At 71.3% G+C, this 17,812-nt stretch carries 16 protein-coding genes and 1 pseudogene; 5 read left to right on the top strand and 12 right to left on the bottom strand.

Annotated features, from left to right (window positions below):
* Window positions 1-19 precede the first annotated feature (19 nt).
* The 7 genes and pseudogenes from ABD901_RS30585 to ABD901_RS59170 form a co-directional block, all read right to left on the bottom strand.
* Window positions 20-1,240, bottom strand: a complete 1,221-nt coding sequence (locus ABD901_RS30585) for a glycoside hydrolase family 5 protein (protein ID WP_345131822.1) — start codon at window positions 1,238-1,240, stop codon at window positions 20-22.
* Between the two features lie 123 nt (window positions 1,241-1,363).
* Window positions 1,364-2,035, bottom strand: coding sequence for a response regulator (locus ABD901_RS30580; RefSeq protein ID WP_345131820.1), 672 nt, complete (start codon window positions 2,033-2,035; stop codon window positions 1,364-1,366).
* A complete protein-coding gene (locus ABD901_RS30575) occupies window positions 2,032-3,051 on the bottom strand; it encodes a sensor histidine kinase (protein WP_345131818.1) in 1,020 nt (339 codons plus the stop codon). Before ABD901_RS30575 ends, ABD901_RS30580 begins: the two co-directional genes overlap by 4 nt.
* Window positions 3,052-3,054: 3 nt before the next feature.
* Window positions 3,055-4,524, bottom strand: coding sequence for a hypothetical protein (locus ABD901_RS30570; protein WP_345131816.1), 1,470 nt, complete (start codon window positions 4,522-4,524; stop codon window positions 3,055-3,057).
* 16 nt (window positions 4,525-4,540) lie between these two features.
* A complete protein-coding gene (locus ABD901_RS30565) occupies window positions 4,541-6,145 on the bottom strand; it encodes an ArnT family glycosyltransferase (protein WP_345131814.1) in 1,605 nt (534 codons plus the stop codon).
* Window positions 6,135-7,436 (bottom strand): glycosyltransferase, encoded by a 1,302-nt coding sequence (locus ABD901_RS30560; RefSeq protein ID WP_345131812.1) that lies wholly within the window; start codon window positions 7,434-7,436, stop codon window positions 6,135-6,137. Before ABD901_RS30560 ends, ABD901_RS30565 begins: the two co-directional genes overlap by 11 nt.
* A gap of 13 nt (window positions 7,437-7,449) precedes the next feature.
* Window positions 7,450-7,842 (bottom strand): annotated as a pseudogene (locus tag ABD901_RS59170) (GtrA family protein); the annotation flags it as partial.
* 111 nt (window positions 7,843-7,953) lie between these two features.
* Between ABD901_RS59170 and ABD901_RS30555 the strand changes: the two are divergent.
* The 4 genes from ABD901_RS30555 to ABD901_RS30540 all read left to right on the top strand — a co-directional run bounded on the left by ABD901_RS30555 (window position 7,954) and on the right by ABD901_RS30540 (window position 12,216).
* Window positions 7,954-8,601, top strand: coding sequence for a response regulator (locus ABD901_RS30555; protein WP_345131811.1), 648 nt, complete (start codon window positions 7,954-7,956; stop codon window positions 8,599-8,601).
* 62 nt (window positions 8,602-8,663) lie between these two features.
* On the top strand, window positions 8,664-9,437 hold the full coding sequence (locus ABD901_RS30550; RefSeq protein ID WP_345131810.1) for a sensor histidine kinase: 774 nt from the start codon (window positions 8,664-8,666) through the stop codon (window positions 9,435-9,437).
* 35 nt (window positions 9,438-9,472) lie between these two features.
* Entirely contained in the window at window positions 9,473-11,047 is a 1,575-nt protein-coding gene (locus ABD901_RS30545) for an FAD-dependent oxidoreductase (protein ID WP_345131809.1), read from the top strand.
* The gene (locus tag ABD901_RS30540; RefSeq protein WP_345131807.1) at window positions 11,044-12,216 is read left to right on the top strand and encodes a cytochrome P450; all 1,173 of its coding nucleotides are present in this window, start codon (window positions 11,044-11,046) and stop codon (window positions 12,214-12,216) included. Before ABD901_RS30545 ends, ABD901_RS30540 begins: the two co-directional genes overlap by 4 nt.
* 37 nt (window positions 12,217-12,253) lie before the next feature.
* On the opposite strand, the gene ABD901_RS30535 is transcribed toward ABD901_RS30540, so the two are convergent.
* A complete protein-coding gene (locus ABD901_RS30535) occupies window positions 12,254-12,955 on the bottom strand; it encodes a response regulator (RefSeq protein WP_345131806.1) in 702 nt (233 codons plus the stop codon).
* Window positions 12,952-14,055, bottom strand: coding sequence for a sensor histidine kinase (locus ABD901_RS30530; RefSeq protein ID WP_345131805.1), 1,104 nt, complete (start codon window positions 14,053-14,055; stop codon window positions 12,952-12,954). The genes ABD901_RS30535 and ABD901_RS30530 overlap by 4 nt, the downstream gene beginning before the upstream one ends.
* Window positions 14,056-14,210: 155 nt before the next feature.
* Between ABD901_RS30530 and ABD901_RS30525 the strand changes: the two genes are divergently transcribed.
* Window positions 14,211-15,458 (top strand): hypothetical protein, encoded by a 1,248-nt coding sequence (locus ABD901_RS30525; protein ID WP_345131804.1) that lies wholly within the window; start codon window positions 14,211-14,213, stop codon window positions 15,456-15,458.
* Window positions 15,459-15,511: 53 nt separating this feature from the next.
* On the opposite strand, the gene ABD901_RS30520 is transcribed toward ABD901_RS30525, so the two are convergent.
* From ABD901_RS30520 to pdxS, 3 genes are read right to left on the bottom strand one after another with little or no spacing between them, the layout of a single operon-like run.
* Window positions 15,512-16,267 (bottom strand): YebC/PmpR family DNA-binding transcriptional regulator, encoded by a 756-nt coding sequence (locus ABD901_RS30520; protein WP_345131803.1) that lies wholly within the window; start codon window positions 16,265-16,267, stop codon window positions 15,512-15,514.
* Window positions 16,268-16,269: 2 nt separating this feature from the next.
* The gene (pdxT, locus tag ABD901_RS30515; RefSeq protein ID WP_380139038.1) at window positions 16,270-16,893 is read right to left on the bottom strand and encodes a pyridoxal 5'-phosphate synthase glutaminase subunit PdxT; all 624 of its coding nucleotides are present in this window, start codon (window positions 16,891-16,893) and stop codon (window positions 16,270-16,272) included.
* Window positions 16,890-17,789 (bottom strand): pyridoxal 5'-phosphate synthase lyase subunit PdxS, encoded by a 900-nt coding sequence (gene pdxS / locus ABD901_RS30510; RefSeq protein WP_345131801.1) that lies wholly within the window; start codon window positions 17,787-17,789, stop codon window positions 16,890-16,892. The genes pdxT and pdxS overlap by 4 nt, the downstream gene beginning before the upstream one ends.
* Between the last annotated feature and the right edge of the window lie 23 nt (window positions 17,790-17,812).

Here is a 17,812-nt window from a genome sequence, read left to right as displayed (position 1 = left end):
CTGGCCCGCAGCGCGCGGCTTACTGCGCCGCGGCGGCCAGTGGCGCCTGGTAGGTCTTCAGCAGCGCCGCCTTGTCGGCGTCCACCGTCTTCCAGTCGTCCTTCAGGACCCCGCCGGTGTCACCGGAGTTCGGGTTCCAGGCCCAGTAGGTGTAGCTGAGCCCGTTGTCCTTCAGGTAGGAGACGAGGTTGCGCTGCCAGATGCCCTCCAGGTCCTTGTTGCCCTGGGCATCCTTCTCGGCCACGGAGCGGCCGCCGAACTCACCCACGAGCACGGGGGCGGTGTTGCTCTTCACCAGGTAGCCGAACTGCTTGTCCCACAGCGCCGGCATGTTGGCGGGGAAGGCCGGGTCGGTGAACCACTGCTGCGACCAGACCTTCGGGCTGTAGTCGTGCGCGGAGTACACCAGCTTGGAGTTGTCCGACAGCTTCACCGGGTGCTCCTTGGCGCCCTGCAGGTTGCCGCCCCACCAGTAGCCGTCGCTCTTGCCGTCGGCGGTCTTGTAGTTCTCGATGCCCTCGACCAGGATCAGCCAGTTCGGGTTGGCCTTGAGCACCGCGTTGCCGGCCCGCTGCGCGGCGGCCTGCCAGTCGGTCTTCTCGTTGCCGTCGCCCCACGTGGCTTCACCGTGCGGCTCGTTGTGCAGGTCGGCGCCGACCACCAGCGGGTTGTCCTTGTACTTCTTGGCGAGCATCACCCAGTCGGAGATCCAGCGGTCCTCGCTGACCTTGTCGGTGTACCAGAGGTTGCTCTGGCCCTGCGAGGTCGGGCGGTGCCGGTCGAGGATGACCATCATGCCGCGCTTGGTGGCGCCCTGGACGACCTGGTCCATGATCTGCGGACCGGTCATGCCCTTCAGGCCCGGGTTGAGCGCGTAGTCGACGCCGTTGGGCTTGGAGGCGGCGTCGAAGAGCTCGTTGCTGAACGGCAGGCGCATCGAGTTGAAACCCTGGCCGACCATCTGGTCCAGCATGTCGTCGAGGCTGCGCGACCACAGCCCGTGCGGCGCGAACGTGTTCGTCTCGAGACCGAACCAGTTCACACCGGTGAACGTCACGGTCTCGCCGCGGGCGTCCACGATCCGGCTGCCCTCGGCGTGCAGTGGCATCTGCAGCCGCTGTCCGGACTGCGTCATCGTCGGGTGGACCTTCTTCTCGTGGTGCAGGAGCGGCACCAATGCCACTCCGGCGACAGCGAGCGCGACCAGTGCGGAAATCCAGTAAAGGCGCGTGCGACCCATTGAGCTGACCTGTCCTCACGTTTGACGGCGGGGCAGGTCAGAACGTTACGGATCGCGGGAATATCCAGTCAGCGTACAAATGTCGGATTTGTGTGTAGTCCAATTGCAGGAGTTACGCAGTGCTCACGCTCCGATGTTCGGCGACTCCCACTCGGCCGCCCGCACGACGGCCTCGAGCTTCGACCGGGCGCCCATCTTGCTCAACAGGTGGCGCACGTGGCTGCGGACCGTGGTGTAGCTGATGCTCAGCTCTCGCGCGATGTCACGGTTGTCCATGCCCTCGGCCATCAGGGCGAGGATCTGCCGCTCGCGCGGCGTGAGGCTATCAAGGCGCCGCGCGTGCTCCTGCGACCGGCGGGACTCCTCGCGCCGGCGGGACAGGAGCTTGGCCAGCTGGCGGGCCGGCACCAGGATCTCGCCGTCCACGGCCCGGCGCACCGCCTCGGCCACGTCGGCCCCGCCGGCGCTCTTGATCAGGTAGCCGGCCGCGCCGGCCTCGAGCGCCGTGAGGATGACCTGGTCGCTCTGGTCGGCGCTGAGGAACACGATCGCGACGTCGGGCTGGTGCGAGCGTATGGCCGCCACCGCCTCCGCGCCGGTGCCGTCGGGGAGCCAGAAGTCGCACAGCACGACGTCGAGCCGCTCGATGTCGGCCAGGTGCTCGACCTCGCCGACGCTGCCGGCCAGGGCCACCACCCGCAGCTCCGGGTGCTCGTTGAGCAGCGCGGCGAGCCCCTCCGCGACCACCTGATGGTCCTCGACGATCAGCACGCGATACGGCGGACGGCCACTCACGGTGAGGCTCCTTTGGATTCGAGGTCGGCGCCGCGCGGCACCCAGAAGGTGACGGTGGTACCGCTGCCGGGCACGCTGCTGATCTGGAACCACCCGCCGGCCAGCTCCGCCCGCTCCCGCATGAGCAGCAGCCCGAGGTGGCCGGGGTCGGTGTGCAGGTTCTCCGCCCCGATGCCGTCGTCGACGACGCGGATGAGGTAGCCGCCGTCCTGCTCGCCGAGGATCACCGTGCACCGGTCGGCGCCGGCGTGCTTGCCGACGTTGGCGACGGCCTCCTGCAGCATGCGGAAGATCAGCAGGCGCGTCGGCAGGGCGGGCTCGGCGGTGAGCCGCTCCTCCACCAGGACCTCGAGGCTGTGGTCGTCGGCGAGGTCGTCGAGCAGGTCACGGGTCGCGGCGGCCAGGCCCTCCTCGGTCAGCCGCGGCGGGCGGAAGTCGAAGATGAGCCGGCGCAGCCGGGCGGCCGCCTGCACCAGGGACGCCTCGAGCCGTTCGAGGATCTCCAGGTCGGCCGGGTCGCGCAGGCGCCGGCGCAGGTGCTGCAGGCGCAGCGTCGCGGCGGTGATGACCTGCAGGCTGTCGTCGTGCACCCCGGCGGCGATGCGGGCCCGCTCGCGCTCCTGGGTGATGATCAGGTCGCCGAGCAGCTCGCCCTGCTCCCGCCCGGAGAGGGTGAGCCGGGCGATGCGCTGCTCGAGGCTCGCCCGGCTGCGGGCCGGGTTGCTCTGGTCGTCCACGGCGAGCACCAGCAGGCCGCTGGGATCGCCCTCCAGGGTGCGGGCCCGCACGTCGACGGGCAGCTCGCGCCCGCCGGGCAGGCGCGCCGCGGCGGACACGGGCTCCTCGGTGCTGAACGCCGGCTCACCGGCGAAGAGGTCGGCGACGCGGCGGCCGACCAGGTCGGCGGTGGTGCGCTGGAACAGCGTCTCGGCGGCGCTGCTGGCCAGGCGCACCACCCCGGCGGCGTCGAGCACGATCAACGCCTCCGGGGCGGCGCGGAACGCCTGCCAGTACAACCCTCAGTTCTCCAGGTTCTTCGGCACGGTGTACGGCTTGTTCGGCGGGATGTCGACCGGCCCGCCGGACTTGTCGACCTTGAAGTTCACCGTCGCGGTCGCGTCGCTGCTCTGGCCGTGCAGCGAGAACACCACGGTGTCCTCGGTGTCGCCGGGGATCGTGTACTGCCCGACCGCCCGCGCGGAGCCCTTCGCGTCCACCCGGAACGCGGCCACCAGCTCCGGCTTGGCGCCCTTGGCCGTCCTCACCGACACGTGCACCGCCTCGTTCGGCGCGAACTGCGTCGCGTAGAAGTTGACCACCGTGCCGGGCAGGCCGCCGTAGGCGTTGGTGCGCGCCTGCGGGGTGAACGGCAGGATGGTGAACCCGCTGGCGACCGCGGCGCGGCTCTGCTCGCCGGTGAACACCATCGACTGCGCGCCCTTGAGCTGGAACGGCATGACGATGCCCGCGCCCTTGAACGTGCCGGCGCCGTCGGTCTCGATGGCCATCACGGGCTGCCCGCCGGCCGCGTTGAGGCGCACCAGCACCCGCTCACCCGGCGCGAAGCCGCTGCCCGAGAACGTGATCTTCTGGGTCGCCTTGACCGCGTACGGCGCCAGCTTGATCGACGGGTACAGCCGCAGCACCTGGAACGGCGCGCTGGCCGCCGCTCCGCTCGTCTTGCCCACGACTATCAGACTGGTCGTGCCGACGGCCGTGACGCCAACCTTGATCGGCGTCTTACCCACGGAGCCATCCTCATCCGCCTTGAGGGTGAGGTTCGGGTCGCCGTTGATGCGGCCCCAGTACACGTTGAGCTGCTCGCCCGGCGAGAAGCCCTTCACGGTCAGGTTGAGCACGTCACCCGGCTTGCCCACGACGGCCGACAGCGTGGCCTGCCCGGCGCCCTGTGCCACGGACGCCTCGGCCTTCGCCACCTTGTCGCTGCCGCGCGCCTGTGCGGTCACCTCCTGCACCGGCGCGGACATCGTGTTCGGCATGGCGAAGTTCGCGGTGAACACGCCCCACTTGCCCGCCTTCGCCGTCGCCACCTGGTGCGGCTTGCCGCCGGGGGCCGCGCTCTTGCCCGGCTTCGCGCCGGGCTGCTGCGCCGAGGCGCCGAGGTACACGTCGATCATCGAGCCCTGATCGAAGCCGTTGCCCGAGACGGTGACGTTGCCGCCCAGCCGCACCAGGCCCGGGTTCAGGGTGATCATCGGCGTGCCGCCGCCGTGCACCATGACCCCGTTCAGGTCGATGGTGGGCGCCGGCGGGGCCTTGGTCACCACGTCGGTCGGTGTTTCGTCCGGGTGGCCGCCCAGCCCCGGGGCGCTCACCCCGAGCGCCGGCAGCAGCGAGCGGCCGACCAGCACCATCAGCACGGCCGCGGCGCCGGCCAGCAGCACGCGCTTGCGGGACAGCTTGATTTTGGCGCGCTTGCGGCGGCCCTTGCCGCGCGGTATCGCGGGCCGGTGCTTGAGCGATTGCATCAGGGTCTCCCAATGGCTACGACGTGTTGCCGATCTTCACGATTGACAGCGAGACGTCGCCACGGGTGGCCTGCCACACGGTCTGCCCGTGCTGGTCGATCGCCTCGATGATCCAGGTCTCGCCGCCACGCTGGAGTGCGTCGCGCATCTTGTTCGACATCACGACGTAGTCGACGTTCTCCCAGCTGGAATGGAAGACCTTGTCCCGCACGTCCGGGTCGGACGTGGCCTTGTAGTGCGGATGCGCGTTCTTGTACGGCGGGTTGCTGTCGTGCAGCGACACCCAGATGTCGTCGTCGATGATGAGCCGCGCGTTCCGCGGGACGTTCTGCTTGATCCACGCCACCTGCTGCTCCTGCAGCCGGGTGAGCGGCAGCCGGTACGCGTCGCTGAACTCCAGCTCGCCCTTGGCGTTGTACTTCACCATGAACCCGCCCGGCATCACGACCACCGGCAGCAGCAGGCAGGCGACGAGCACCGCCGCGCCGGCCGGCTTGGTGCGCCGGGTGAGCCAGCCGAAGAACATGCCGAGGTTCAGCGCGAACAGCGGCACCATCGGCGCGATGTAGAAGTCCAGCAGGGCGCTGCGGCTCAGGTAGAACGCGTAGCCGACCGCCATCAGCCCGCAGCCCAGCATCGGCGTGCGCAGCCGCTTGTTGCGCCGGCCCGCGATGAGCACCAGCACCGTGGCCGCGGCACCGGCGATGAGCAGGTGCTTGTCCTTGAACAGCCAGCTCTGCTGCAGCAGGTAGGTGAACGACAGGCCGTTGGAGCTGTTGGAGTTGCGGTGCAGCTGCCACCAGATGGTGTTGAGCAGCGAGACGTGGCCCTTGAGCTGGTTGTTGTCCGGGTTGAACTGGAAGCCCTCCGGGAACAGCTCGTTCTTGATCTGCGCGAACAGCAGGTAGCCGACCACGGGCGACAGCACCGCGAAATACCAGAAGCTGAGCCCGAAGCGCCGGTTGGACTGCTCCTTGACCGTGCGGTGCAGCAGGTACGCGCAGCCCGGCAGCAGGAACAGCGCGTTCTCCTTCGTCACCAGGGCCAGGCCGAAGCAGGCGCCGGCCCCCATCGCCGCGACGATCCGCCCGTCGCGGCGGGCGAGCAGGTAGATGCCGAGCAGGATCCAGAACATCATGAGGTTGTCCAGCAGGACCTGGCGCTGGTAGTACACTCCGAGCGGGCTCAGGTTGAACACGAAGGTGGCCAGGAACGCCGCCGGCTTGCTCCCCGTGAAGCGCCGGACGATCTCGAACATCAGGAACACCGACGCCAGGTGGACGATGAGCATGAGCACCCGGCCGGTGTTGATGGCGTTGCCGAAGGCGGAGAACCCGCCCGGCAGGACGCCGACCCAGCCCGCCAGGGCCAGCCAGCCCATCGGGGCGTGGTCGTAGAAGTAGGTGTACGGGGAGAGCTTGCCCTCCTTGAGCACCGACCAGGCCTGCTCCATGTAGATGCCCTCGTCGGTCAGGTACAGCGGATACCGGAACATGTTCCAGCCGTGGCTGACCAGCCCGATGAGCACGCACAGGGTGACGAGCGCCTTCGGGGCCTTGTCCGGTGTGCGGGCCGGCGGCGTGGGCGCGGGCGTTGGCCTGGTGAGGACGTCAGCCGACATTGGTCAACTCCGGTGCCTCGGTGCGGTGTGCGCCGACGTGGGCGGTCTTCTCCCAGTTGGTGGCGCCCTTGAGCTGCCGGTACAGCGCCCGGCCGGCCGCGTAGGACAGGACCATCTGGTACGGGAACCAGGTGATCGCCATCTTCACCACCGTGCCCGGCGTGGCCTTGAGCCCGTGCGCGCCGGTGAACTCGTACAGTCCGACGACGGACATGACGAAGTGCGCGCCGAGCAGCAGCACGGGCAGCCAGGACACCATCGCCACCGGGACCGGCACGCTGAGCACGAAGGCACTCAGCAGCGCCACCGGCAGGTAGAAGCCGAGCATCGCCTGCACATGCGGGAACGCCAGGGTGTACCAGGCCAGGAAGCGCTGCCGCCGGTTGGGCATCAGCTTCCAGGTCCCTTTGCCCAGGGTCTGCATGAAGCCCTGGCACCACCTGGTCCGCTGCTTGATGAAGCTCTGCAGCGTCGGCGGCGTCTCCTCCTTGGTCACGTAGCGGTCGTCGTAGACCACCCGGACCTTCTCGCCCATGCTGGACACCCGCAGGCCGATGTCGGCGTCCTCGGTGAGGTTGGTCTCGTCCCAGCCGCCGAGACGCTCGATGAGGTCCCTCTTGAAGAAGACCGTGTTGCCGCCGAGGGTGATCGCGCCGTTCTTGGCGTGATAGTGCAGCCGGCTACGAAACCAGAAGAAGTATTCGAGCACGTTGAACGTCGAGTACCAGTTGGAGTCGAAGTTCATCAGCTGCACGCCCGCCTGCACCACGCTGACGTCGTCCGACAGCATGATCGTGTTGACGATGTCGAACAGCTCCGGCTGGACCTCGTCCTCGGCGTCGAAGATGGCCACGACGTCGTTGGTGGCATAGCGCAGCGCCGTGTTCAGCCCGTGCGGCTTGTTGATCGGGCCGTCGTCGAACACGACGACGTCCACGTTCGTCCGCCCTGCCGCACGCAGCCGGTCGACCTGCATCCGAGCCTGCTCGATCGTCCCCACGTCGTCGGCCGAGCACACGACAAGGATCTGCACGAGGTGCGGCGGGTACTCAGCGGACGCGGCGCGGGCGATGGTGGCTTGGATGACCTCCTCCTCGTGCCTTGCCGGGAGGATGGCGGTGAAGGAGAGTTCCGGCGTAGCACGTTGATCGGGCACGCGCGCTCTGGCGTCCGCCTCCGGCTGGTCCCACGTATAGATCATGAGATACAGGGCGTGGGCCGCCTGCACCGTCAGCACCAGCGAGATCAGGGTGAGGACGGCCAACACCAGCTGCTCCATCGGTGCGTTCACTCCAAATCCACTTCGAGCTGACGGCGAAGTTGACCCCGAATCCGGCCGCGATGCCGACCAGGTTGGCGGGGAGGTAGTGCATACCGAGACCGACCAGCAACTGGACCATGACGACGTTGACCGGCATCGCGGCCAGGCCGGCCAAGCTGAAATACGCGAACCGCTGCAACGACAGGCTGCGGCGCCGGAAGGTCCACAGTTCATGCAGGACGTAGTTGGATACCAGCGCGAGCTCGACCGCTGCTACCGTGGCCGGCAGGAGCGCCAGCCCGAGCAGCCCGTGCAGCACGAGCAGGGCGACGTTGTTGACGACGACACCGCTGACTCCCACCAGGGAGAACCGGCTCAGCCGGTGCAAGTAGGGCGTCACGCTTCCAACCGTGCCGATGTGCGGCCCCCGCCACATCACGCCGCGGTCGTGCCGGGTGGCACACCTTCGGTCTCCCCCATTTGGCGTAGGCCGCCTGGCTCCAGCACTTGCGGTATTTGTTCCTTTTGCGGGGTATAGCGCGCTGCGATGAGTATCAGGATCTTGATCGCCGACGACCATGCGATGGTCCGCGAGGGGCTGCGCAGCTTCCTGTCCCTCAGCCCCGACCTCGAACCGGTCGGAGCGGCGGCCGACGGGCGCGAAGCCGTGGCCATGACACACGAGTTGCGGCCCGACATCGTGCTGATGGACCTGCTCATGCCGGTCCTCGACGGGATCAGCGCGATCACGGTCATCCGCCGGGAGCTGCCCAGCATCGAGGTCGTCGCGCTGAGCGGGTACCTCGAGCCGCAGCTGATCGCCGACGCCCTGCATGCCGGCGCGGTCGGCTACCTGCTCAAGGACACCGACGCCGAGGAGCTGCACCGCGCGGTGCGGGCCGCCGCCGCGGGCCAGGTCCAGCTCTCACCGGCCGTGGCCGCGCGGCTGGTGCGCGACGTGCACGTGCCCACCACCCCGCCGCAGCTGACCCGCCGCGAGGAGGAGGTGCTCGCGCTGCTCGCCCGCGGGCGCGCCAACGGCCAGATAGCCCGCGAGCTGCACATCGCACCGCAGACGGTCAAGACGCACGTGAGCAACATCCTGCAGAAGCTCAACGCGGAGAGCCGGACCCAGGCCGCGCTGTACGCGATGCGCGTCGGCCTGGTCCCCGTCCACGCGGCGGCCCCTTCGTGACCGCCGTGTTCGTGCTCGACGCTCACGGGTCGGTCGTATCCGGATCGGGCGCGGACGGTCTCGTGGATCGCGCCATCGCCCTCGAGGCGATGGCGAGCGGGCGGGCGATACGCACCCGGCGCGTGACCTACCTGCCGGTGGCCGGCGGGCTGCTGGCCGTGAGCGGGCGGCGGGCGCCCCGGTCGGACGCCCTGCGCCCGTTCGCGCCGCTCGCCGAGCTGCTGCTCGCCTCGGCGGGCGAGCCCGCCCGGCTGGCCCGCGACCTGCACGACTCGGTGGTGCAGACCCTGTACGGCATCAGCCTCGGCGCCGGCACCGCCGCCGAGCTGCTGCACGGCAACCCGGCCCACGCCGAGGCGTCCCTGGCCTGGATCCAGGAGACGGCCGCGGCCGGCCTCACCGACCTGCGCGGCATCATCCTGCGGCTGCGCCCCGAGACGCTCGTCGGCGCCGGCCTGGCCACCGCGCTCAGGGGGGTGTTCGAGACCCTGCACAACGCGCCCGGCCGCTCCGGGTGGGGCCTCGAGCTCGACGCCGACCCGGTGGTCAGCCCGCAGGTGGAGGAGGCGCTCTACCGCATCGCGCTGGAGGCCCTGGGCAACGCCGCACGGCATGCCGAGGCCTCGCAGGTGACCGTGCGGCTGGCCGGCGACGCCGGCCACGTCGTGCTCGAGGTCGTCGACGACGGCGTCGGGTTCGCACCCGACGCCGCCTTCCCGGGCCGGCTCGGGGTGCGCTCGATGCGCGAGCGGGCCGTCCTGCTCGGCGGCACGCTCGACATCCGCAGCGCGCCCGGCGCCGGCACGGTCGTGCGCGCGGCCCTCCCCACCGGGTGACCCCGCGCAGCGCCGCCGCCGGGCACCGTGGACGCATGCACGTGGTAGTCGACCTCACGAAGTGCCAGGGGTACGCCCAGTGCGCCTTCCTGGCCCCGTCCGCGTTCCAGATGCAGGGCGACGAGGCTCTGATATACGACCCGGAGCCAACGGAGCAACAGCGCGAGCAGGTTCGCCGTGCGGCCGCCGCCTGCCCCGTGCAGGCCATCCAGATCGACCGGCTCGCCACCCAGGACATGCCGCCCATCCACACCGCGCCCGGCGCCGGGCGGATCGTCATCGTGGGCGCGTCCCTGGCCGGCCTGCGGGCCGCCGAGGCGCTGCGCGAGGAGGGCTACGCGGGCTCGCTGACCCTCATCGACGACGAACCCCACGGCCCCTACGACCGGCCGCCGCTGTCCAAACAGGCGCTCAGCGGCAAGATCCGGCCCGAGTCGACCGGCCTGCCGCGCCGCCACGACCTCGACGCCCAATGGCGCCTCGGCGTGCGCGCCGTCGGCCTCGACCTCGCCATCCGCCGGGTGCAGCTCAGCGACGGCTCGTCGGTCCCGTTCGACCGGCTCCTCATCGCCACCGGCGTGCGGGCCCGGCCGTGGCCCGACCCCGTCGAGGGGGCCCTGGACGGCATGTTCGTCCTGCGCACCCGCGACGACGCGATCCGGCTCCAGAAGCGCCTGCACCCCGGCAGCGACCGCCCCGAGCGCGTCCTCGTCGTCGGCGCCGGCTTCACCGGCTCGGAGGTCGCCTCCACCTGCCGCTCGCTCGGCCTCGACGTCACCGTCGCCGAGGCGGCCGCCACCCCGCTGGCCGGCGCGCTCGGCAACGTCATCGGCTCGATCGCCGCCGACATGCAGCGCGAGCACGGCGTCGACCTGCGCTGCGGCGTCACCGTCGAGGCGATCGAGGGCTCCGACGGACGCGTGCGCCGCGCCCGCCTGTCCGACGGCTCCAGCCTCGACGTCGACGTGGTCGTCGCCGCGCTGGGCGGCATCCGCAACGTCGAATGGCTCGAGAACTCCGGACTCGCCGTCGGCCCGTGGGGCGTGGCCTGCGACGCGGGCTGCCGCGCCTTCGACGTCAACGGCCTGGTGACCGACGACATCTTCGTCGCCGGCGACGTGGCCCGCGCCCCCAACGCGATGTTCGGCTACCAGTTCCTGGCCCTGGAGCACTGGGCCAACGCCGTCGCGCAGGCCGAGGTGGCCGCGCACAATATGGTCAGCGACGAGTCGAACCGGTGGCCGCACGTCCACATGCCGAAGTTCTGGTCCCTGCAGTTCGGCAACAACATCAAGTCCGTGGGTGTACCCACCTTCGCCGACGAGGTCGTCATCACCCAGGGCTCGGTCGAGGAGCGCCGGTTCACGGCGGCGTACGGGTACAAGGGCCGCATCACCGGCGCCGTCGCCTTCAACCACGCGAAGTGGCTGCCGTTCTACCAGCGCCTCATCGAGCAGGCGGCGCCGTTCCCGCCCGAGTTCCCGACCGTCGACCGCCCCGACGACGTGCTGCCCGTGCCGGCCGAGGTGCCGGACCAGCAGCTCATGGCCCGCGACGCCACCGTCGTGGTGACCGGCCACCGCCCGACCCTCGTGAGGAGCATCGGATGACGACGTCAGTCGGCTCCGTCTTCAGCGCCGTGCTCGACCCGGTCAACCGCCACGACCCCTACCCGCTGTACACCTCGCTGCGGCGCACCCCGATCTCCCGCGAAGCCGACGGCACCTACGTCGTCAGCACGTTCCGGGAGATCTCGGCGCTGCTGCACGACCCGCGGGTGAGCTCGGCGTACTCGCCGGACGAGGGCGCCGACCCGCACCAGATCGTCGGCCTGCCGCCGAGCTTCCTGCGCCAGGACCCGCCGGGCCACGACCGGATGCGCCGCCTCGCGATGCGCCCGTTCGGCCCGCCGCACACCCCGCACCGCGTCGCCGACCTGCAGCCGACCCTCGAGAAGTTCGCCGCCGGCCTGGTCCGCGACTTCCCGGTGTCCACAGTGGACCTCGTGGACCAGTTCGCGTACCCGCTGCCGGTCAGCGTCATCTGCGCACTGCTCGGCGTGCCGCTGGAGGACGAGCCGCGCTTCCGCGGCTGGATCGACGCTGCGCTCAAGGCCGTCACCCCCAACGTCGGCGTCCTGGACGACCTGGCACAGTACCTCGGCGACCTGGTCGACCGCCGCACCGCCGACCCCGGCGACGACATGCTCTCGGCCATGGCCACCGACGACGGCCCCGACGGCCGGATGACCCGCGCCGAGCTGGTCGCCACCGCGATCCTGCTGCTCATCGCCGGCCACGAGACCACCGTGAACCTCATCGCCAACAGCGCGCTGGTCCTGCTGCGCCAGCCCCTGTGGCTGGAGCGCCTGCTCGCCGACCCCTCCCTGGTCGTGCCCCTCGTCGAGGAGGTCCTGCGCTACGACCCGCCGGTGCAGATGCTGCCGTGGCGCACCGCGCTGGCCGACATCCCGATCGCCGGCACCACGATCCCGAAGGGCTCCCCCATGACGCTGGTCCTGGCCGCGGCCAACCGCGACCCGGAACACTTCAAGGACCCGGACCGCTTCGACCCGGACCGCCGCATCGCACAGCACCTGGCTTTCGGCGACGGCATCCACTACTGCTACGGCGCGCCGCTGGCCCGCCTGGAGGCGCAGGTGGCCTTGCAGGCCCTGGCCCCGGTCCTGGCCCGCGCGCGCCTGCTGGAGGATCCGCCGATGTACCGCCTGAGCGCCGTCCTGCGCGGCCCCCGCCACCTGCGGGTGGCGTTCGACTGACACGATCGGCGCCGCGGCGCTCGAGGGGCCGCCGCGGTCAGGCGGCGCCGGCGCGCACGAGGCCGGACTCGTACGCGAAGACCACGGCCTGCACGCGGTCGCGCAGCCCGAGCTTCATGAGCACGCGCGCCACATGCGTCTTCACGGTGGCCTCGCCCACGGCCAGCGCGGCGGCGATCTCGGCGTTGGACAGCCCGCGGGCCATGAGCCGCAGCACGTCGGCCTCCCGCGCCGTGAGCTCGCCCAGCTCCGCGGGCGGCCGCGGGCCCGGCCCGCCGGCGAACGCCGCGATGACCCGGGTCGTGACCGCCGGGTCGAGCAGCGCCTCGCCGGAGGACACCGCGCGGATCGCCGCGAGCAGGTGCTCGGGCGAGGAGACCTTGAGCAGGAACCCGCTGGCCCCGGCGCGCAACGCGTTGTAGAGGTTCTCGTCGGTGTCGAACGTCGTGAGCGCCACGATCCGCGGCGGCGACGGCGTGGCCAGCAGCGCCCGCGTGGCCGCGAGCCCGTCCTGCCGGGGCATGGCGATGTCCATGAGCACCACGTCCGGCCGCAGCCGCCGGGCGAGCGCAACCGCCTCGACGCCGTCGCCGGCCTCACCGACGACGGCCATGTCCGGCTCGGTCTCGATGACCATCCGCAGCCCGGCCCGCACCATCCGCTGGTCGTCGGCGATGACCACCTTGATCGGCCCCACACCCGAGGCGCCGACCGCGCCCGAGGCGCCGGACGCGGTCATGCCGGGGCCGGGAGGCGGGCGTGTACGGCGAAGCCGCCGCCGGGGCGAGGGCCGGCCTCCAAAGTGCCGCCGAACAGTGCGGCGCGCTCGCGCATGCCGATGAGGCCCTGCCCGGAGCCCGCGATCGGCGCGGTGGCGCGGCCGCCCTCGTCGACGACGCTCAGGTGCAGGCCGCCGGCGCGGTGCTGCACGGCGACGGTGACCGCGGTCGGGCCCGCGTGCTTCAGGACGTTGGTCAGGGCCTCCTGGATGATGCGGTACGCCGACAGGTCCGCCGCCGGTGGCAACCCCGGCCCCTCGCCCTCGCGCCGCAGCGTCACCGACAGGCCGGCCTCGCGCACCTGGGCGAGCAGTTCCTCCAGGCGCTCCAGGCCGGCGGGGGCGTCGGCGGCGCCCTCGCCGCGCAGCAGGCCGAGCGTGCGGCGCAGTTCGCCGACGGCGTCGCGGCCCGAGGACTCGATGCCACGCAGCAGGTCGCCGTCGACCGCCATGCCCGCGTCCGGCCGCCGGCGCACCACGCCGGCCTGGATGACCATGACGGTGACGCTGTGCGCGACCATGTCGTGCAGCTCGCGGGCGATGCGCACCCGCTCCTCCATCACCGCCTCCCGGGCGCGCTGCTCGCGGATCGCCGCGCGGGCGCCGGCGGCCTCGGCGCTCTGCCGTTGCTGTACCGCAAACGCCACCCCCAAACCCCAGGGCGCCAGCGGGAAGAACAACGCGCCCATCGGGTCGGCCGGATCGACGCTCCAGAACGTCAGCCCGATGCCGAGCACGAGCGCCAGCCCGGCCCATCCCCGCGGGCCGTTCGCGCGCCGCGGCGGGTGCAGCCGGCCGACCGTGCAGGCAAAGATGGACATGGCGACGAGCTGCCACAGCCGGTACGTCACGACGTGCCCCGGATACAGCAGCGCGTTCGCGTGCACGCAGCTCGCGGCGAGCCCGACGAGCGGCGCGCGCCGGCGCAGCGCGACGAGGACGGCGAAGACGGCGAGCGCGTAGGGCCACCACGCGCCCGGCTGGTGCACGAGGAACTCCTCGGTGAGCGCGAACGCGACGAACCCCGCCGTCACCAAGAGGTCGAGCCGCCATCCGCGCATGGGTCAGAAGGTACGGGCGCGGGGGCTCGATCGGACCCGTCCGCCGGATGACCGACTCTCCGTCGCCGGGTGGAGGCGCGGTAGCCCGTGGTGGGGGCGACGCGCGGGCCGCCTCCGCCTAGCGTCCACGGCTCCGACGAGACGAAGGAGAACCCGTGCGGTTCCTGTTGATATTGGCGCCGTTGGCCCTGCTGGCGGCCACGGCCGTGGACCCGGCGCTGGGCGATGCGCAGGGCTATGGCGTGTACCGCGCCCACCCCGACGCCATCCAGTGGCACGCGGTGCTGCTGCACTCCGCGTGGGCGCTGTACGTGCCCGGCCTGCTCGCCCTGCTGGCCCCGATCCGGGCCCGCGGCGCCGTCCTGGCCCGGCTGGCGTGGGTCGCCGCCGTGGCGGGCCTGACGACGTTCTCCGCTCTGATGGCGGCCGACCTGTGGATCCTCGCCCTGGAGCAGAACCTGCCGGACGACGCGGTCCGCCGCGCCGACGAGGCGTTCCAGGCGTTGCCGTGGGCGCAGCGGGGCTGGCAGGTCCCGGGCCTGGCCGGCTGGGCGCTCGCGCTGGTGCTGACCCCGATCGCCGCGGCCCGCGCGCGCGTCATCGACTGGTGGACGGCGGGCGCAGCGCTGCTGGGCACGGCGCTGTACTTCCTGTTCGCCATCTCCCCGCTGCCGCTGTCGTTGACGGGCCCGGCGGTCATGCTGGCCGCCTACGCCACCGCCGCGTTGCGCATGCGGTCCCCGGCCGAGGGCCCCGACGCGTTCGGCCGTTTCGTGGACCGCGCCGGCCGAGCGTGCCTGGTCGCCGCGCCGCTGCTGTTCGCCGCCGGCCTGGCCACGGTCCCCGGCTTCTCCCCCGGCCTGGACGGCTCCCTCGCGCACCCGGCACAGGCCCAGGCGAGCGCCCTGCTGCTGCACCTTTCGTGGCTGGCATGCATTCCGGTGGTACTCCACCTGACCCGCGGCCCGCGGCTCTGGCCCCGCATCGCCGGCGCGGTCACGGCTCTGGCGCTGGTGAACTTCTCCGGCCTGATGGTCGGCGACTACACGACCATCGCGGCCGCAACGGCCCTGGACCGCGCGACGGCCGAGCGCGTCGACGCGACCGTGGGCGGCTACTCGCTGTTCGCGCTCGGCTGGGTCCTGCCCGGCATGGCCCTGACCCTGCTGGGCCTGATCGTCACGGCGATCGCCGCGACCGTGACCCGCCGCGCCCGCTGGTGGACCCCGGTCCTGACCGCGGCGGGCGTGGCGGCGTTCCTGGTGCTGGGCGTCGGCCCGCTGAGCCTGCTCAGCCCGGCCCTGCTGCTCGCCGCCCTGGCCCCGCTGGCCCGTTCCGACCGCCCGGCCCAGCCGATCACCGCAGCGCCGCCCGAGCCCGCGATCCCGGCCGAGCAGCACTGAACGCAGTGGCGCCCCCGCCGGAGCGGGGGCGCCACGTTCGAAACGTGCGTCGATCAGGCCTCGACCAGGGCCATGACCTCGTCCGAGACGTCGAAGTTGGCGTACACGTTCTGGACGTCGTCGCAGTCCTCGAGGGCGTCGATCACCTTGAAGACCTTGCGGGCGCCCTCCTCGTCCAGGGGGACGGTCACGCTCGGGACGAAGGAGGACTCGGCCGACTCGTAGTCGATGCCGGCCTCCTGCAGGGCCGTGCGGACCGGGATGAGGTCGGAGGCCTCGCTGATGACCTCGAAGGCCTCGCCCAGGTCGTTGACCTCCTCGGCGCCGGCGTCCAGGACGGCCAGCAGGAGGTCGTCCTCGGTGAGCTCGCCGGCCTTCGGGACGATGACGACGCCCTTGCGGGTGAACATGTACGACACGCTGCCGGCGTCGGCCAGGGAGCCGCCGTTGCGGGTCAGAGCGACCCGCACCTCCGTCGAGGCCCGGTTGCGGTTGTCCGTCAGGCATTCGATGAGGATGGCGACGCCGTTGGGGCCGTACCCCTCGTACATCGCGGTCTGCCAGTCGGCGCCGCCGCCGATGAGGCCGGAGCCCCGCTTGACGGCGTTGTTGATGTTGTCGTTGGGGACCGAGTTCTTCTTCGCCTTCTGGATCGCGTCGAAGAGCGTGGGGTTGCCGGCCGGGTCGCCGCCGCCCGTGCGGGCGGCCACCTCGACGTTCTTGATCAGGCGGGCGAAGAGCTTCCCACGCTTGGCGTCGATGACCGCCTTCTTGTGCTTGGTGGTCGCCCATTTTGAGTGCCCCGACATGCCTAACCCTCCGTCGTCGTACCCGCCTCGCGGGCCATCTCCACGAAGTACCGATGGACGCGTAGGTCGCCGGTGAGCTCGGGGTGGAAGGATGTCGCGAGCAGGTGCTGCTGCCGAACCGCGACAATCCTACCGGCGGCCGGGCCATCCTTCACGCGGCCCAGCACCTCCACGGAGTCGTCCACGGACTCCACCCACGGCGCGCGGATGAAGACCGCGTGGAACGGACCACCCTCGATGCCCGAAATGTCCACGGACCCCTCGAAGGAATCGACCTGCCGGCCGAACGCGTTACGGCGGACCGTCATGTCGATCCCGCCGAAGGAGACCTGATCGGGACGGCCGTCCAGCACGACGGACGCGAGCATGATCATGCCGGCGCAGGAGCCGTAGACGGGCATGCCGGCGGCGATGCGCTTGCGGATCGGCTCGAGCATGCCGAACTCGACCGCCAGCTTGCTCATCGTGGTGGACTCGCCGCCGGGGATGATCAGCGCGTCGACCGAGTCGAGCTCGTCGACCCGCCGCACGGGGCGGCCGACGGCGTCGAGCTCGGCCACCGCGTGCAGGTGTTCGCGGGTATCGCCCTGCAGGGCGAGCACGCCGATGATCACGGAGGCGGTCACCAGCCCCGCTCGGCGAGCCGGTGCGGCTGCGGGATCTCGTCGACGTTGATGCCGACCATGGCCTCGCCCAGACCGCGGGAGACCTTCGCGATGACGTCCGGGTCGTCGTGGAACGTGGTCGCCTTGACGATCGCGGCGGCGCGCTGCTGCGGGTTGCCGGACTTGAAGATGCCGGAGCCGACGAAGACGCCCTCGGCGCCGAGCTGCATCATCATCGCCGCGTCGGCCGGGGTGGCGATGCCGCCCGCGGTGAACATGACGACCGGCAGCTTGCCCGTCTCCGCGACCTCCTTGACCAGCTCGTACGGCGCCTGCAGCTCCTTGGCGGCGACGAAGAGCTCGTCCTCGGGCAGCGAGGTGAGCCGGCGGATCTCGGCGCGGATCGTGCGCATGTGGGTGGTGGCGTTGGAGACGTCGCCGGTGCCGGCCTCGCCCTTGGAGCGGATCATGGCCGCGCCCTCGTTGATGCGCCGCAGCGCCTCGCCCAGGTTCGTCGCCCCGCAGACGAACGGCACCGTGAACGCCCACTTGTCGATGTGGTTGGCGTAGTCGGCCGGGGTGAGCACCTCGGACTCGTCGACGTAGTCGACGCCGAGCGCCTGCAGCACCTGGGCCTCGACGAAGTGCCCGATGCGGGCCTTCGCCATGACCGGGATCGAGACGGCGGCGATGATGCCGTCGATCATGTCCGGGTCGCTCATGCGGGACACGCCGCCCTGGGCGCGAATGTCGGCGGGGACCCGCTCGAGCGCCATGACGGCGACGGCGCCGGCGTCCTCCGCGATCTTGGCCTGCTCGGGGGTGACGACGTCCATGATGACGCCGCCCTTGAGCATCTCGGCCATGCCGCGCTTGACGCGGGCCGTGCCGGTGACCGGCGAACTGGGTGAGGACACGACGACGCACTCCTAACAGGGAA

The sequence above is a fragment of the Dactylosporangium darangshiense genome, from assembly GCF_039537565.1.
Lineage (GTDB): Bacteria > Actinomycetota > Actinomycetes > Mycobacteriales > Micromonosporaceae > Dactylosporangium > Dactylosporangium darangshiense.
Note: the sequence above shows the minus strand (reverse complement) of the source record. Positions and strands in the feature narration are given on the sequence as shown.